This window comes from Natronorubrum halobium, assembly GCF_051351675.1.
Classification (GTDB): domain Archaea; phylum Halobacteriota; class Halobacteria; order Halobacteriales; family Natrialbaceae; genus Natronorubrum.
Map to the genome: position 1 here is coordinate 4,034,837 of NZ_CP195595.1, position 14,671 is coordinate 4,049,507.

At 65.2% G+C, this 14,671-nt stretch carries 16 protein-coding genes; 8 read left to right on the plus strand and 8 right to left on the minus strand.

The annotated features are described in order from the left end of the window. The first annotated feature begins 29 nt into the window (after positions 1-29). Positions 30-1,466, plus strand: a complete 1,437-nt coding sequence (nhaC, locus tag ACSFC7_RS20155; RefSeq protein ID WP_436344596.1) for a Na+/H+ antiporter NhaC — start codon at positions 30-32, stop codon at positions 1,464-1,466. 80 nt (positions 1,467-1,546) lie between these two features. On the opposite strand, the gene ACSFC7_RS20160 is transcribed toward nhaC, so the two are convergent. Both ACSFC7_RS20160 and ACSFC7_RS20165 read right to left on the minus strand, forming a co-directional pair. Beyond that, a complete protein-coding gene (locus ACSFC7_RS20160) occupies positions 1,547-2,659 on the minus strand; it encodes an AI-2E family transporter (protein ID WP_436344597.1) in 1,113 nt (370 codons plus the stop codon). Between the two features lie 166 nt (positions 2,660-2,825). Next, complete coding sequence (locus ACSFC7_RS20165) at positions 2,826-3,290, minus strand: DUF302 domain-containing protein (protein WP_436344598.1); 465 nt, start codon at positions 3,288-3,290, stop codon at positions 2,826-2,828. Between the two features lie 241 nt (positions 3,291-3,531). Here ACSFC7_RS20165 and ACSFC7_RS20170 point away from each other — a divergent pair, with 241 nt between their 5' ends. The 4 genes from ACSFC7_RS20170 to ACSFC7_RS20185 all read left to right on the plus strand — a co-directional run bounded on the left by ACSFC7_RS20170 (position 3,532) and on the right by ACSFC7_RS20185 (position 6,824). Continuing rightward, entirely contained in the window at positions 3,532-3,792 is a 261-nt protein-coding gene (locus tag ACSFC7_RS20170; protein ID WP_436344599.1) for a hypothetical protein, read from the plus strand. Between the two features lie 114 nt (positions 3,793-3,906). After that, positions 3,907-4,998: a helix-turn-helix transcriptional regulator gene (locus tag ACSFC7_RS20175; protein WP_436344600.1), complete on the plus strand. Its 1,092-nt coding sequence runs from the start codon at positions 3,907-3,909 to the stop codon at positions 4,996-4,998. Positions 4,999-5,295: 297 nt separating this feature from the next. After that, the gene (locus ACSFC7_RS20180) at positions 5,296-6,120 is read left to right on the plus strand and encodes a hypothetical protein (RefSeq protein WP_436344601.1); all 825 of its coding nucleotides are present in this window, start codon (positions 5,296-5,298) and stop codon (positions 6,118-6,120) included. 2 nt (positions 6,121-6,122) lie between these two features. Further along, complete coding sequence (locus ACSFC7_RS20185; RefSeq protein WP_436344602.1) at positions 6,123-6,824, plus strand: DUF7345 domain-containing protein; 702 nt, start codon at positions 6,123-6,125, stop codon at positions 6,822-6,824. Positions 6,825-6,909: 85 nt separating this feature from the next. On the opposite strand, the gene ACSFC7_RS20190 is transcribed toward ACSFC7_RS20185, so the two are convergent. Then, the gene (locus ACSFC7_RS20190) at positions 6,910-7,608 is read right to left on the minus strand and encodes a CPBP family glutamic-type intramembrane protease (RefSeq protein ID WP_436344603.1); all 699 of its coding nucleotides are present in this window, start codon (positions 7,606-7,608) and stop codon (positions 6,910-6,912) included. A 6-nt stretch (positions 7,609-7,614) separates the two neighbouring features. Beyond that, entirely contained in the window at positions 7,615-7,899 is a 285-nt protein-coding gene (locus tag ACSFC7_RS20195; protein WP_436344604.1) for a DUF5789 family protein, read from the minus strand. A gap of 179 nt (positions 7,900-8,078) precedes the next feature. Between ACSFC7_RS20195 and ACSFC7_RS20200 the strand changes: the two genes are divergently transcribed. Then, on the plus strand, positions 8,079-9,080 hold the full coding sequence (locus tag ACSFC7_RS20200; protein ID WP_436344605.1) for a DUF7139 domain-containing protein: 1,002 nt from the start codon (positions 8,079-8,081) through the stop codon (positions 9,078-9,080). A 485-nt stretch (positions 9,081-9,565) separates the two neighbouring features. On the opposite strand, the gene ACSFC7_RS20205 is transcribed toward ACSFC7_RS20200, so the two are convergent. The 4 genes from ACSFC7_RS20205 to ACSFC7_RS20220 all read right to left on the minus strand — a co-directional run bounded on the left by ACSFC7_RS20205 (position 9,566) and on the right by ACSFC7_RS20220 (position 11,895). Continuing rightward, positions 9,566-10,051 (minus strand): metal-dependent hydrolase, encoded by a 486-nt coding sequence (locus ACSFC7_RS20205; RefSeq protein ID WP_436344606.1) that lies wholly within the window; start codon positions 10,049-10,051, stop codon positions 9,566-9,568. A 166-nt stretch (positions 10,052-10,217) separates the two neighbouring features. Then, entirely contained in the window at positions 10,218-10,823 is a 606-nt protein-coding gene (locus ACSFC7_RS20210; RefSeq protein WP_436344607.1) for a hypothetical protein, read from the minus strand. 115 nt (positions 10,824-10,938) lie between these two features. After that, a complete protein-coding gene (locus tag ACSFC7_RS20215) occupies positions 10,939-11,451 on the minus strand; it encodes a CinA family protein (protein ID WP_436344608.1) in 513 nt (170 codons plus the stop codon). Between the two features lie 81 nt (positions 11,452-11,532). Next, positions 11,533-11,895 (minus strand): nuclear transport factor 2 family protein, encoded by a 363-nt coding sequence (locus ACSFC7_RS20220; protein WP_436344609.1) that lies wholly within the window; start codon positions 11,893-11,895, stop codon positions 11,533-11,535. 126 nt (positions 11,896-12,021) lie between these two features. Between ACSFC7_RS20220 and ACSFC7_RS20225 the strand changes: the two genes are divergently transcribed. Then, positions 12,022-13,122, plus strand: a complete 1,101-nt coding sequence (locus tag ACSFC7_RS20225) for a pyridoxal phosphate-dependent aminotransferase (RefSeq protein ID WP_436344610.1) — start codon at positions 12,022-12,024, stop codon at positions 13,120-13,122. Positions 13,123-13,250: 128 nt separating this feature from the next. Beyond that, complete coding sequence (locus ACSFC7_RS20230) at positions 13,251-14,660, plus strand: glycosyltransferase (RefSeq protein WP_436344611.1); 1,410 nt, start codon at positions 13,251-13,253, stop codon at positions 14,658-14,660. Positions 14,661-14,671 lie beyond the last annotated feature (11 nt).

Below are 14,671 nucleotides of genomic sequence, written 5' to 3' on the forward strand. Positions count from 1 at the left end.
TTTTATTCCTCGATTGCATACCACGGCCGATGACACTGGATTTCACTCCGACGACGTTCGACGAACTCGATCCGGAGCGACGGCCGTCGTTTCGGCTCGCGCTCGTTCCGGTGCTCGCGGTCGTCGTCTTTCTCGGCGTGGGCTCTGCGGTGCTCGGCCTCGACCCCCACGTCCCGCTGCTCTGGAGTATCGTGGCCACGGGTGCGTTCGGCACCTATCTGGGCTACTCCTGGGACGACCTCTACGACGGAATCGCAAACGGACTCCTGATGGGGCTGCAGGCGATCCTGATCATCTTCACCATCTACGCGCTCATCGCGACCTGGGTCGACGCCGGGACGATCCCGGCGATGATGTACTACGGCCTCGAGTTGCTGACGCCGACGGTCTTCCTCCCCACCGCGGCCGTCCTGGCCGCCGTCGTCGCGTTCGCGATCGGCTCCTCGTGGACGACGGTGGGCACCCTCGGCGTCGCGTTCGTCGGCATCGGTGCCGGACTCGGCGTCCCCGGTCCGATGACCGTCGGTGCGGTCATCTCGGGCGCCTACGCCGGCGACAAGCAGTCGCCGCTGTCGGACACGACGAACCTCGCGGCCGGCGTGACGAACACGCCGCTGTACGACCACATTCGCCGGATGCGAACGGGGACGGTCGTCGCGTTCGGTATCGCCCTCGTCATCTTCGCCGTCCTCGGCCTCCAGGCCAGCGGGGCCGTCCCGACGGACGACGTCGCCGAGATTCAGTCCGCACTCGCCGGAACGTACGACGTTTCGGTGCTGGTCTTCCTGCCGCTCGTCGCCACCTTCGCCCTCGCGCTTCGGGGCTACCCCGCCCTGCCGACGCTCGTCGCCGGAACGATCGCCGGCGTCTTCACGTCGATGCTCCTCCAGGGCACCGGCTTCGTTCCCGCGTGGGAGGTCTTCCTGAACGGCACCGAACCCGGAACGGGCTCGGAACTGGTCGACGATCTCCTCGAGACCGGCGGGCTCACCGGCTCGGCCTGGACGATCACGGTCGTCGTGGCCGCGCTCGTACTGGGCGGACTGCTCGAGAAGACCGGCGTCCTCGCGGTGCTCGCACACCGCCTCTCTCAGGGCGTCACCAGTTCCGGTAGCCTGGTCGCCGGCACCGGCCTCTCCGCGATGGCGATCAACGCGCTCACCGCCCAGCAGTACATGAGCATCGTGCTGCCGGGGATGACGCTGCGGAGCCTCTACGAGGAGTTCTCGATGGATAGCGACGAACTCTCCCGGGCCGTCGAGGCGGCCGGGACGCCGACCGGCGCGCTCATCCCGTGGCACGCGGGCGGCGTCTTCATGGCTACCGCAACCGGCGTGCCGACGCTGTCGTACGCGCCGTACTACCTGTTCGGAATCCTCTCGCCGCTCGTGCTGTTCGCGATGGCCGCGACCGGGTTCGACATCCCGACGACACATCGATCCGAACAACCCCAGACGGCGGACTGATCGCCGTCTCCGACCGACGTCTCGCTGACTCGCGACGGTTCGCGAGAGATCCGCGGCGAGACGGCCTCACGGACACCGTGTTAATCTGCACCGTCCGACTCCGCCAACCGTTGCTCCGTGCCGGCCGCCGCCGATCCCCGACCGGCCTCGAGACCGGCCGCGGACCGTCGCTCGTCCTCCTCGAGGGTCACCCTGTTGAAGACGTTGAGCCCGGCTTTGAACACGGCGAGCAGGACGGGGCCGAGGAACAGGCCCATGATACCGAGGAGGTAGATACCGCCGATGACGCCGACGATGACGACCGCCGGGTGGAGCCCGGAGCCGCGGTCGACGAAGACGGCTCGCAGGTAGTTGTCGACGACCGAGAGGACGGCGACTCCGTAGATCAGGAGCGCCACGGCGGGCCAGGGGCCGCTGGTCGCCGCGAGATAGCCGACGGCGGGTCCCCAGACGAGCCAGACGCCGATCGCGGGCAGGAAGGCGACGACGATCATGATCACGGTCCAGAACGCGACGTTCGGGACGCCGAGCAGGTAGAATCCGAGCCCGCCCAGCAGTCCCTCGACGACGGCGACGAGCACGTGACTGTAGATGACGGCCCAGGTGACGGTGCTCACTTCCTCGAGCAGTTCGTCGCGCACGTGCGGGTCGATCGGTGCGACCTCACTCAGCCAGGCGACGAGCGCCGGGCCGTCGACGAGCAGGTAGTACAGCAGAAAAACGAAGACGATCAGTCCCAGCCCCATCTCGATGCTGGCGTTCAACAGGCCGACCAGTTCGAGTAACGCGATCTCGACGGCGTCGGAGAGCGACGATTCGACCTCGGTGAGAATCGCCGCCTCGATGGCCTCGACGTGGTCGATCTCGAGTCCGAGATCGTCGATCGCGATTCCGCGGGCGGTCTCGACGGCGTGTTCCTCGTCGAATCCGTTCAGGAACGAGACGACGGTCTGCAGGACGACGACGGAGATAACGAGCAGCGGGACGACGGCGGCGACGATCGCGAACCCGGTCAAGGCGAGTGCGGACAGCCGCGGCCCCAGCCGCGGCTTGAGACGATCGTGGGCTGGATAGAGGACGAACGCGAGCAGGGCTGCAGCCATGACGTACTGCAAAATGGGGGCGATCATCAGGGTCGCGATCGCACCGAGAACGACGAGCAGGAGGGCGAAGAACGCGGTTCGGACGTCCATACGGAACACTGACACGAACGTGACGTAAGTGTTGACATTTCGGCTCGCTAATCAGAATCAACAAGGGTCAACGGCGACTGTGCGGTTCGAGAGACGCGTCGCGTCCTCGGCCGAGACTGACGGCTGCCGGTAGATAGTGGTCCGCTGCTCGAGACGACGAGTAGCGTCAGTCGGTGACCTCCGTTTCGACCGAATCGAACCGCTCGAAGGCTTCCTCGGTGAGGTCGCCGGTCGTGTCGATGATATCCGCCCACGCCTCGTTGTCCGGCGCCGCGCCGAGCAGGCGGGCGATTTTCATGATCGAGGCGTGGTAGACCCGCTGTCGGCCCGGTTCCTCCTGCCAGACGATCATGTTACAGGGGAAGAGGCCGCCGATCTTCATCGTCTCGTCGAGCGCCTGATCGGCGATCTCGGGGTTGCAGGCGCCGAGAACGTAGTAGGGGTCCCGATCTGCGTCAACTTTCTCGTTCAACAGTTCCGACGGCGAGAACTCGACGGGAATGCCGAAGCCGACGTCCTCGCAGACCTCGCGGACGTGTTCGATCGCTTCCTCGTGGTCCATCTCGAGGACGGCCTGCTTCTCGCCGAAATCCTCCGGGTCGATCGCGGCGGGATTGATTGGCAGTGACATACCTGACCTTCGCCGTCGTGGCTCAAATACGTGTGGTCGGAACGCGGCTAGCAGTCGGTGGATCGCGTCCGCGAGCCGCGAACCGGACGCGGTTTTTGGAGTCTCACTCGGTGACGGGGCTTCGACCAACGTATCTCGAGGAAACTGGTGGAAAACGGGATACAAATCGTCGAGAAATCGACGCAAACCGAGGCAACGGAGTGACGGATTAATGTCTATGAGAGTCTTTCAAACTGGTGTGATGAATCGATACCTACTCGTCGTCATGATCGCTCTCGTCGTCCTCGTCGGGGGGACGGCTGCAGCAACGGCACAGCCAACTGATGGGGCGACAGCCCAGGGAGAGGGGCCGCCGGTCGACTTGCCCGATCCGGTTCCCGATTTCGTGACGGATCTGCTCCAGTCGATTAGCGACTTCGTTAGCGGCGTGCTCTCCGCACTCGGCGAGGCCATCCAACGTATCGTCCCGGGTGCCGGCGATGCCCCACCGTCTGGAGCGTAAGCGGTCGTCGAGAGTCGGTCACTGAGAGATGAAACGGCTAACACGTTGACTTTCGTTTTGACAAGAATTAGCGAGGACCGATTATTTTAAGCACCACTGGTAGCACGGTGGCGTATGAATCTCCGCGTCGCGCTGTTGGTCCTCCTCGTTGGTGTCGGGACCGTCGCTACCGCGCCGATGACGGCCGCCCAACCGAGTAGCTCGGATTCGGTCTCCGTCGCGGGAGAACCGGAAGAGATCGACGCCGACGAGACGCGGCTCGATATTTCGCTGCAGGAAGACGGCAGCGCCGAGTGGTCCGTCGAGTTCTGGGTTCGTCTCGACGATACCGAGAGCACCGAGGCCTTCGAATCCATCAGGGACGATATCGACGAGGATCCGGACGCGTACACGGACCAGTTCGCGGATCGAATCGACGACACCGTGGCGACGGCGGTCAGCGCAACGGATCGGGAGATGTCGGCCGAGGAGTTCACCGTCGACACCGCCCGTCAATCGTTCGGTGCCGAGTACGGGGTCGTCAGATACACGTTCAAGTGGCACGGCTTCGCCGCGGTCGACGGCGACGAACTCCACGCCGGCGACGCGATCGAGGGACTGTATCTCGACGACGAAACGCGGCTGTCGATCAGTAGGCCCGACGCGTACCACCTCGTCTCGGTCGGCCCGGAGCCCGACGATGAGCGCGATCGAACCGTCATCTGGCACGGAAGCGAGACCGATTTCGTCTCCGGTGAGCCCCGCGTCGTCGTCTCCACGGGTGGAACCGGACTCGGTGTCACGGCCATCGGTGCGGCGGCTCTCCTCGTCGTCGTCGTCGGCGTCGGTGCTGCCTGGTGGTACCGGACTCGTACGCCGGTGTCGACCCAGTCCGACGATTCACCGTCCCACCCGTCAGCGGAGGCGAGCGAGACGACTCCTTCGACCACGGCCGCGGGGACCGACGCCACGCCCGATCCGCGAGACGATCTGCTCAGCAACGAGGAGCAGGTCCTTCGCTTGCTCGAGGAGTACGACGGCCGAATGAAACAACAGGCGGTCGTCGAGGAACTCGGGTGGACCGACGCAAAGACGAGCAAGGTCATCAGCAGCCTCCGAGAGGACGGGGACCTCGAATCGTTCCGTCTCGGACGCGAGAACGTACTCTCGCTCCCGACGGACGACGGTGCGTCCGATGCGGCGGCCGACTCGGTACAAAACGGGTGAGCAGCCGTTGTCGGCGGGGCCTCAGCAGTTAGCGATCGGACTCCAGCGGTTACCGCTGCCGGTACCGGCGAGTCATCGACGCTGTCGGCATCGATCTGAGAAACACGACGGAGTGTTCACGGACTATTCTTGACGGGAATTGACGCCGTCGAACACGCTTTCGCGCTTCGAGCGGTTAACTCGAGAAATCGCCAGACTGCAACGGGTCGAAAATGGGCGAAAACGTCGGAAACGGTCGTTGAACCGGAGTAATCAACTCGAGCATATATCACCGGATAGTCCATAGGATGGGCTGTCATGAAACGACTCCCAACGATCACACTGACGGTCGCACTCGTCGTCGCGCTGGTGGCGATGCCACTCGGCGCGGCGGGTGCCCTCGCGAACGAACAGAACCAGGACGACGACGAATCGATCGCTCCTGGCGAACAGCTCTCCGGTGCGGTCGGCGTTCAGGAGGCGGAGATACAGGGTGAACTCACGGAGCGAACCTACGGCATCAAACTCGCGAACGCCCAGTCCGACGACGAGCGAGCGGCTGTCGTCGAAGAACAGTTCGCTGACGCCGAGGACCGATTCGCAGCACACGAACAGCGACTCGAGGAACTCGAGGACGCCCGCGACTCCGGTGAAATCACCGAGGGGCAGTACCGAGCCGAAGTAGCGACGATTGCCGCTGAAACGGCGACCGTCGAACGCCTCGCAGAGGATGCAAACGCAACCGCAGGCGAACTGAACGAATCGGTCCTCGAGGATCGAGACATCAACGCGAGCGCGATTGCGGAGCTACAAACCAATGCCGCCGAACTCGGCGGTGACGAGGTTGCGGCCATCGCACAGTCGATCGCTGGTGACAGCGTCGGTCAGTCACCCGTTGCGGACCGTGAGCCAGGAGCACCGATAGATACGCCGGGCATGGATCGGGGCAACGATGCCCCACAGCAGAACGAAACCGCTCCTGATCGCGACGCTGATGCCGGATCGGGTGGCGACGACGCGGACGAAACCAATTCGACCGACGGCGAAGACGTAGCAGACGAACCAGAATCTGGTAACGACGACTCGGAAGCCGCGAACGAAACCGAGCAAGAAGAAACCGACGGCTACAGTGGTGACGAGTAACGATGCAGCGCGAACTCGCTACCGTGGGCGTCATTTCGCTGCTCCTCGTGAGCGCGTTCGCACTGCCAGTCGCGGCATCGAGTCCGAACAGCGGTGAGTCCGTCGAGGAATCGGCGGTTCACGTCGATCTCGACGCAGACGGAGATGCCACCGTGTCGTTGGTTTCGATATACGACCTCACTGACCCGAACGAACGTGATGCGTTCGAGACGCTTCGGGAAGACGAATCGGCACAGGAAGAGTTACTGGACCGGGCCGCCGATCGGTTCGATTCAGTTGCGACAAACGCGGAAGCCAACGTCGAGCGTGAGATGACGGTGTCTGCCGAATCGGCCGACGTTTCCGTCTCCGACGACCGCGGAATCGTGACTCTCTCGGTGAACTGGGAGGGACTGGCGGCCGTCGAAGACGACACGCTCGTCGTCACGGAACCGTTCGCAAGCGGGTTCGACGCCGATCGGTCACTCGTCGTGACCGCTCCAACTGAGGCGACGATCGGATCGTCGACACCGGAACCGACGACGCAAGACGAGACTCGGGCGACGTGGGACGCCGAAACCGATCTCGACGGATTCGAGTTGACGGTTTCGGGAGCGACGACGGCGAGCGACGACGCGAGCGATGGAACTCCCGGATTCACCGGGGGTGTTGCACTCGTCGCCGTCGGTATCACCGTCGCCTCGCTCGCCGCGAATCGTCGCTGATCGGTCGATAATCAGTCGGTCGCTGATCGGGCCGCGACCGTCCCGGTATCGGTCGCGATGGATTTCCTTCATTTTTCGAATCGAGTCACAACGGGACCGGCAGCCACTCGAGAGACGCCAACACCGAGGTCGGATCGAACAGCGGATCGTGGACCACGAGCCAGTCGAGCAGGACGAGTCCGGCGCCGTGGGCGATGACCGACGGGAGAATCGAGTTCGACTCGTAGTCCACCGCGCCGAAGAGGATATCCGTCGGTCCCGAGAGCAGGAACTCGATCGGCGGTTTCCCGGCGTGGTGGATCATGTAGACGACCGGGCTGATGAGCACCGCCTTGAATCCGATCTCTTTGACGCCGACACAGAGCAGGCCGCGATAGTACGTCTCGGCGGCTAACGCGAGGACGAATAGCTGCACCGCGTGCGGCACGAACTCCCCCAACGCGGCCGAGGTCTCCCACATCGGATAGAATCCCCGGATCGTCGGCAGCGTCGAGCCGACGAGGTAGAACGGAAGGACGAACAGCGAGAGCAGTATCGCGTTCCGGACGGCGACGCGGTCGATCTGCCAGCCGATGCGGTTCCCGTGCGTAATGCCGAGGGCGAGCGGTCCCCCGATCAACAGCAGTCCGTCGACCCAGACCCGGCGCTCGAGTTCGCCCGGGACGGTGTTCATCCACACAATCGTCAAGATCGCGCCGGTCAGCAGCGACTTCTGGAACCACGACAGGCGATCGAACTGGTCGCGAAGCCACCGACCGCCGCTCCGGGAACCCTCGGTCGCCACGGATAGTTACTCGTCCGCCGTCGGGATCGGTCCGGTGCCGATAACCGCTCGAACGTGGTTCTCGAACTCCTGGTGGCGCTGGAAGTACGTCTCGTCGACCTTCTCGAGGACGGTCGACAGCTCTCGCGGCCCGTCGGGCGTCCGGACGACGCTGTCGCCCTCGAGTCGGTCGATCTCGCTCTTCTCTTTGGGCCAGACCAGTCGGGACGTGACGCGGGCGAGGGGGGCGCCCTCGACGGGGGTCGACTCTCCGAGTGTCACGGCTGGCTCCTCGTCGTCCTCGTCGCTCATGAACGGGGGTTTGCGAGCGCGTCGATTCAAGCTTTCGTTTCCGAAGGGGCGGAGTGGCGGGACCCGAAAATCGGCGGGTCGTTTCGCCGGTCGATCGGACACGTCGACCGGCGAGACCTCTCCGGCGCACGACGTGTGTCTGACGTATCGTTTTGTGGTGGGAGCCCAAACTCCCGTTCATGACAAGCCTGACGGAGGCCTACGACGGGAGCGCAGGGGAGGTGGCGAGCCCCCAGCGCCTGTACGCGGGGACGGGACTCGTCCTGCTCGGGGCGATCCTGGCGGTCGCGGCCGTACTGATGGCGACGACTGACCTCTGGAGCGGGGTTGCCGCCTCGCTCTCCTCGGGGATGGAGGCCCACTACGCGTCCATTCGCGTCGCCGGGGTGCTCGCGGGCCTCGGGGTTCCGACCGCACTCGTCGGCGTCTTCCTCGTGTTGCCGGCCGGCCGCCGCGTCCAGGCCGCCGCCGCGATCAGCGTGAGCCTGTGTCTGCTCGGGGTCGTCCTCTTCTGGGGCGCCTACCCCTACGACTGGCGATCCTACGGCGACGACCACACGCTCCGCGTCTCCGCGATCTACCTGCTCGGGCTCTTTACCGCCCTCTGGAGCCTGTTCACCGCCGTCGTCAACTTCAAAACCCGCAACGACCCCGGCGGCGCACTCGAGATGAACGTCACCCGGCACAACCAGACCGTCGTCGAAGTGACCGAGTCGAACGAGTCGACCGGCTTCGGCGGCATCGGCTTCTTCGGCGGCACGCCGGACGGCGACGTCGAAACGCAGACCAACGGGCCCGAATCCGACGGCGAGCGCCTGTCGTACGACGAATCCTCGAGCGTGTCCGGATCGAAAGCGCGGTCGACGACCGGATCTAGCGCCGGTACCGATCGTTCCAGCGGCTCCAAGCGTCCTCGAGCGCCGACCGCCGGCACCCCGACCAGCGACGGCGGGACGGCGGCGTCGGACCTCTCCTCGCCGCTCGACGCCGGCGACGGCCACGACGCCGAAATCGTCGGGTCGGAGACGACCAAGCCGGACGAGCCGACGGATCGCTACTGTGGCAACTGCAGTCACTTCGAGTACGTTCGGTCGTCCGAGGGGATGGTCCCCTACTGCGGCCGCCACGACGAGGCGATGGACGACATGGACGCCTGCGAGGAGTGGACGCCGAATAACTGATAGGGTCGGTTGTAACTGCTTACCGGCGCAACTGCAAGGCGGTTCGCGGTCGCGACGGAAATGACTTACAACCGACCCTATGAGACCGCGGGCTCGGTTTCGCGTCTCGGAGTCGCTCGCGTCGGGGACGTATTGCCGCGAAAAACTCTTATTGACGGTTGTTACGGTCACGAATCGATACCCGAACACTGGCTACCTCGTACCGACGTGCGATCGAACCACGGCTCGGACTCGAGGGGTACGGTGTAGTTGTCCACACGCGGGAACGGCGGTGAGAGCGCGACGATTCCGATCGGAAGGCGATGGCCGACAGCCAGAACAGCCGCGTCGTCCCACTGCGACGGCGAAGAACAGCCGCGAATTTCCGACGGAGACGGACGTGTTGCCGATCGTTCGACGTGACGGCGTTCACACGCTACGTACTGGCGGCACGCGGGTAACGACTCGAGAGATCCGGGTCCCAAACGGTCGTGGCCCAGTACGCCCTATATGCCGAGCGCCTGTCGTCCCAGCTCGAGGCCCCACTGCGGCACCTCGTAGAGGACCAGTCCGACGAGCACCAGTTCGAGGACGGTGATGACGACCGTCACGCCAGTGGCGTGTTTGCTGCTGACCGCGACGCCGACGGGCAGCCCGAATTCCTTCTTCCAGAGGGGATAGAAGAGCCCGATGCCGCGTTTGCTCCCCGCGACGTCGAGTACGTAGTGGGTCAGCACGCCGATCCAGACGTACTCGAGGTTTCCGAAGACGTACGGAAAGGCGACGAAGCCGGCGAGAACCGGAAGGCTGTGCAACGTTTTCCGGTGTTTGCCGAAGGCCGTATCGACGTCCGGAAAGAGGGCTCCCAGCGTCACCGGCACGCCGATCATGATGATCGCTCGAAACGTCTCGAGGTCGCCCGCCGGCTCGAGGAGGTAGCCCAGTCCGAGACTCAGGAGAATGGCGTTGAGAACGTGTCCCTTCTTGTTCATCTATCGCTACTGGAGAGGCAACCGCCGAAAAGGTTTCTCTCGACGACTGTCATCGACCCGTGCCAGTTGACAGTAACCGTGCGAGGGGAGAACGTTGGAGGGTGGTTCTCGTCGCGAACGTCGGTTGGAATCGGTCCGCTCGAGTCAGTCGATCTCGCTCCGAGGATTACCGTTCGGTGACGGCGAGCACTGTAAAGAGCGCGAAGGCGCCGAACTCGGCGAGTTTGGTCGACAGGGCCACCACATCGTTTCGCAAGTGGTCGAGCGTTACGCTGACGACGCCGCCTTCGCCGTCGTGTCCGTGATCGTCGTTGTGATCGTGGTCGTCTCCACCGTGGTCGTCCTCGTCGTGCTCGTGATCGTCGCTATGGCTGTGATCGTCGTGGTCGTCTCCGTTGTGGCTGTGGTCGTCACCAGTGTGATCGTGAGTATCGCCGCCGTGGCTGTGTTCGTGCCCCAGTTCGGCGTCGTCGACTCCGAGGGCGGACTCGGCGATTCCCGCCGCGTGCCAGTCGGCGTAGCCGACGATCGGGAGGACCATGACGAGCGCACCCGCGGCGTAGGCCTGCGCCTCCCAAAGCAGGCCCTTTGAGTACGTGTAGATCAGGAGGAAGACGACCAGCGAGAACGCGACGAAGGCGAACGGGAGTATCGACGCGGAGTCGCCGTTGACGAGCCAGTGGTAGAGATCGACCATCCCGAACACTAGATGGACGACCGCAGTGAACAGCGCGAGGGCCCCCGCTGCGAAGACGGCGTATTGGCGCTTCATAGGGACAGTAGCCCGCTAATTCATAACCCGGTTCTGGTCCGGCAGTCGAAACCGCCGTCGCTCGCTCGAGACTGGTCTCTCGAGCGACGCGTTCACGGATCAGCCATCGAGACGGTCACCGACGGTCGATCGCCTCGAGCAGATCCTCGAGCGCCCGATCCACCGTCTTCGCTCGGACGGTCGCCCGATCGCCGTCGAAGACGTAACGCTCGACCGACGAAAACGAGGACTCGCTCCCCCACGGGCCGGCGTACGCGATCCCGATGTAGACGGTTCCCACGGGGTCTTCCTCCGTGCCGCCGGTCGGCCCGGCGACGCCGGTCGTCGAAATACTCCAGGTGACGTCCGCGACGTCCCGCACGCCGCGGGCCATCTCGTGGGCGACGGGTTCGGAGACGGCCCCGTACTCGTCGAGCGCCTCGCGGCTGACCCCGAGATGACGCCGCTTGGCGTCGTAGGCGTAGGTCGTCAGTCCGGAATCGAAGTGATCGCTCGCGCCGGGGACGGCCGTGATCGCAGCGCCGATCAGCCCGCCGGTACAGGACTCGGCGACGGCGAGGGTCTGCTCGCGGTCCCGGAGCGCGTCGGCGACGGCCATCGGCAGTTCGCGATCGATGTCGTCGTTCATACCCTGAGACAGAGCGCGGCGCCTTGTCAATCCGCCGGCTTCAAGGGAAGACAGAATCGACGACGGCCGGTCCGACCGAACTCAAACCGTATCGCGGTCGGTGTACGACCACCGGTCGACGATCAGTCCGTCGTCGTCGAACTCGTGGTGGTCCGCGAAGCCGAACGCGATATCGTCGCCGTCCTGAACGCCGGAGAACCGCCCGCGGACGGCCGCGTAGTTGTCGTCGACGATCATCCGGTCGACCTCGTGGCTCCCGTCCTCGAGCGGGCGGTCGTGCTCGTAGAACGTGCGCAGTTCATCGATGCCGTCGATAGCGCCCTGTCCCGGCCGCTCGTACCGGATATCGTCGGCGAACAGTTCGAGGAGCGCGTCGGTGTCCCCGGCGTCGACGTACTCGTAGTACGATTCCAGCACGGATCGCGGATCGCGATCGACTGTCATACCGAACCGACACGCCGGAGGAGTATGTCTGTTTGCCTCCCGGCGGTGCCCCGAAGCGGCGTGGATCGGCGCTCGACGTCGGCTCGTGACGAAAGAACCACGGCCGGTGATCGCCCAGACTCCCCTATGGAGTACGAAACGCCGCTGTTCTTTCACGTCATGCAGTACGCCGACCGGGCCGACCGCGACGTCATCGACATGGTCAGCGGGAATCCCGACTGGGAGCCCCCCGAGGCGCTCCGCGACGGCCTTCGGGAGTACGCCGACCTCGAACCGGAGCAGTTCCAGTACCCGCCGAGCGAGGGATTGCTCGAGTTGCGCGAGGAGATCGCCGCCCGCCGGGGCGTCGACGCCGAGCAGGTGGTCGTAACGAACGGGGCGGGGGAGGCGAACTACCTCGCGATGGCGCGGGCGCTCGAGCGCGAGCGCGGGAGCGAGATCCTGCTAACGGATCCGGTCTATCCGTACTACCCCGGAAAGACGACCATGCTCGGCGGCACGCAGCGATTCGTCGCGGCGGACGACGAGGGGCGACTCGATCCGGCCGACGTTCGCGAGGCCGCGAGCGAGGAGACCGCGGCGATCGTGATCAACTCGCCGAACAACCCGACCGGGGCGGTCTATTCGGAGGAGACGGTTCGGGAACTCGTCGCCGTCGCCGAGGAGTACGACGCGATCCTCGTCAGCGACGAGGTGTACGACCACTTCGACCTCTCGAGGGAGTTCTCGAGCGCGCTCGGCGTCGACTCGGACCACCGGATCGTCACCAACGCGTTCTCGAAGTCGATGGCGATCACCGGCGTGCGCGTGGGGTACGCGGTCTTCCCGCCTCGCCTCGTCGAGAACGCCAAGAGCCGTCACATGCTGGTCAACGTCGCCACGACCCGCCCCGGCCAGTACGCGGTCCTGCAGGCCCTGCGCGAGACCGGTCCGGACTACTACGAAGCCAACCGCGACCTGCTCCGCGAACGCGTCGCGACGTTCACCGACGCCTTAGACGCCGCAGGAGCGGAGTACACCACGCCGAAGGGCTCGTTCTACGTCATGGCTCGCTTCGAGGGCTATCCGGGGACGCTCGAGAACGTCGAGCGATTGATCGACGAGGCCGGCGTCGCCGGGATGCCCGGGGAAGCCTTCGGCGACTCGCGGACGGAGTGGCTCCGATTCGCTCTCGTGACGCCGCGCGTCGAGGAGGCGGCCGAGCGGCTGGCGGCGTACTTCGACTGACGGCCGTCGAGTTCGACATCGACCCAGTACAGTCCAGGACCCATCCCTAATGCAGGACCCATTTCGGCCGCAGTAACGAACGCACCGGCCGTAATACAGATACGAGCGGCTGAGAGTGTTGCAGGGAGATGCTGCTCGAGGTCGTCGTCGCCGCGTTCGTCCTGACGCAGCTGTGCTACGTCGTCGTCAACTGCGGGCTGCTCGGCCTGTTCGTCCGCCGGCCGACGAACGAGGTCGACGAACGGACGCTCGGACGCGTCCTCGAGACGACGACCAGACGGTGCGAGCGACGGCCGACTCGAGCCCACGCCGACGGGGGCTCCGAACGGTCACCCGGTCAGCCCGCCATCGTGTCCGCTCTCGACCACGGACCCGGCCCTCGCTGTCGGCTTCCTGCCACGCAACTCCCGCGGATTCACGTCCTCGTGCCGGTCGCACACGACCAGTGGGACCTCCTCGAGCGGACCCTCACGAGTATCGCGTCCCAGAGCTATCCGGTGTCGCTCGTGCGCGTGACCGTCGCGTACGATCCTCGCGAAACGTCCCCGCCGGAACTCGAGGGTACGATCGGCGCGGATCGTCCGTCAGGGCTCGAGGTCGTGACCATCGAAACCGACCCCGATGCGCTGGCGAGCGAGCGGTCTCCGGACGAGTGGTGTTTTTCGGGAACCGGCGTCTCGCGGGCGCAGGCCAGTGCGCTCACGTACGCCTACGATACCCAGTCCCGGACGTTCGCGGACGACGACGTCGTCACCGTCCTCGAGGCGGGCACGCGACTGCCCGTCGACGCGTTCGAACTCGCCGTCGCCGGTCTCGAAGCGTACGACGTCGTACAGGCCAAACGGACGGCCGGAAACGCCGACGACGGCGTCCTGCCGCTGCTCGAGTCGATGGCGAGTGCGGGCTGGTCGGATCTGTGTTACAAATCGAGCAAGGGACCGTACCACCTCCTGGGATCGGCGTTCTTCACCGAAGCGCGCGTACTGGCCGATCTGGATCGCTGGCAACGGGAGGCCGACGACGACATCCCGCTGGGGATGGCGGCGTCCCGTCGCGGCTACGGCCTCGGGATCGTCGATCGATACGCTCGCGTACACTGTCCCACCGCTCTCGAACCCTGGATCGCCCGGAAACGACAGCGGACCCGCGAGCCGTACCGGTATCTGTTCGCGCGCGGGTGGGCCGGCTTCGACGACAGCCGGTACTGGACGGGGCTGTTTCTGATACAGGCGCTCGCACTGATCACCGTCGTCGGCTTCCCAGCCGCGCTTCTCGTCGGACTCCTGTCCATCGGCGGCGGGCCCGTCGGCTCGCTCTCGGTGCCCGTCCTCTCGCTCGTCGGCTTCAACGCGCTCGTCTGGGGATACTCGAGCGTGCTGGCCTACCGTGCGGCCTGGGACGCGCTCCCCTTCCGGAGTCGCTGGCACCGCCTGGGCTACTCGATCGTCGTCAATCCGATCGCGCAGGGACTGTTCCTGTCGGCGCTGGCGGTTCCGACGGCGCTGGCGATCGTCGACGTCGCTCGAGGGCGAGCGTGACCGGATCGGAC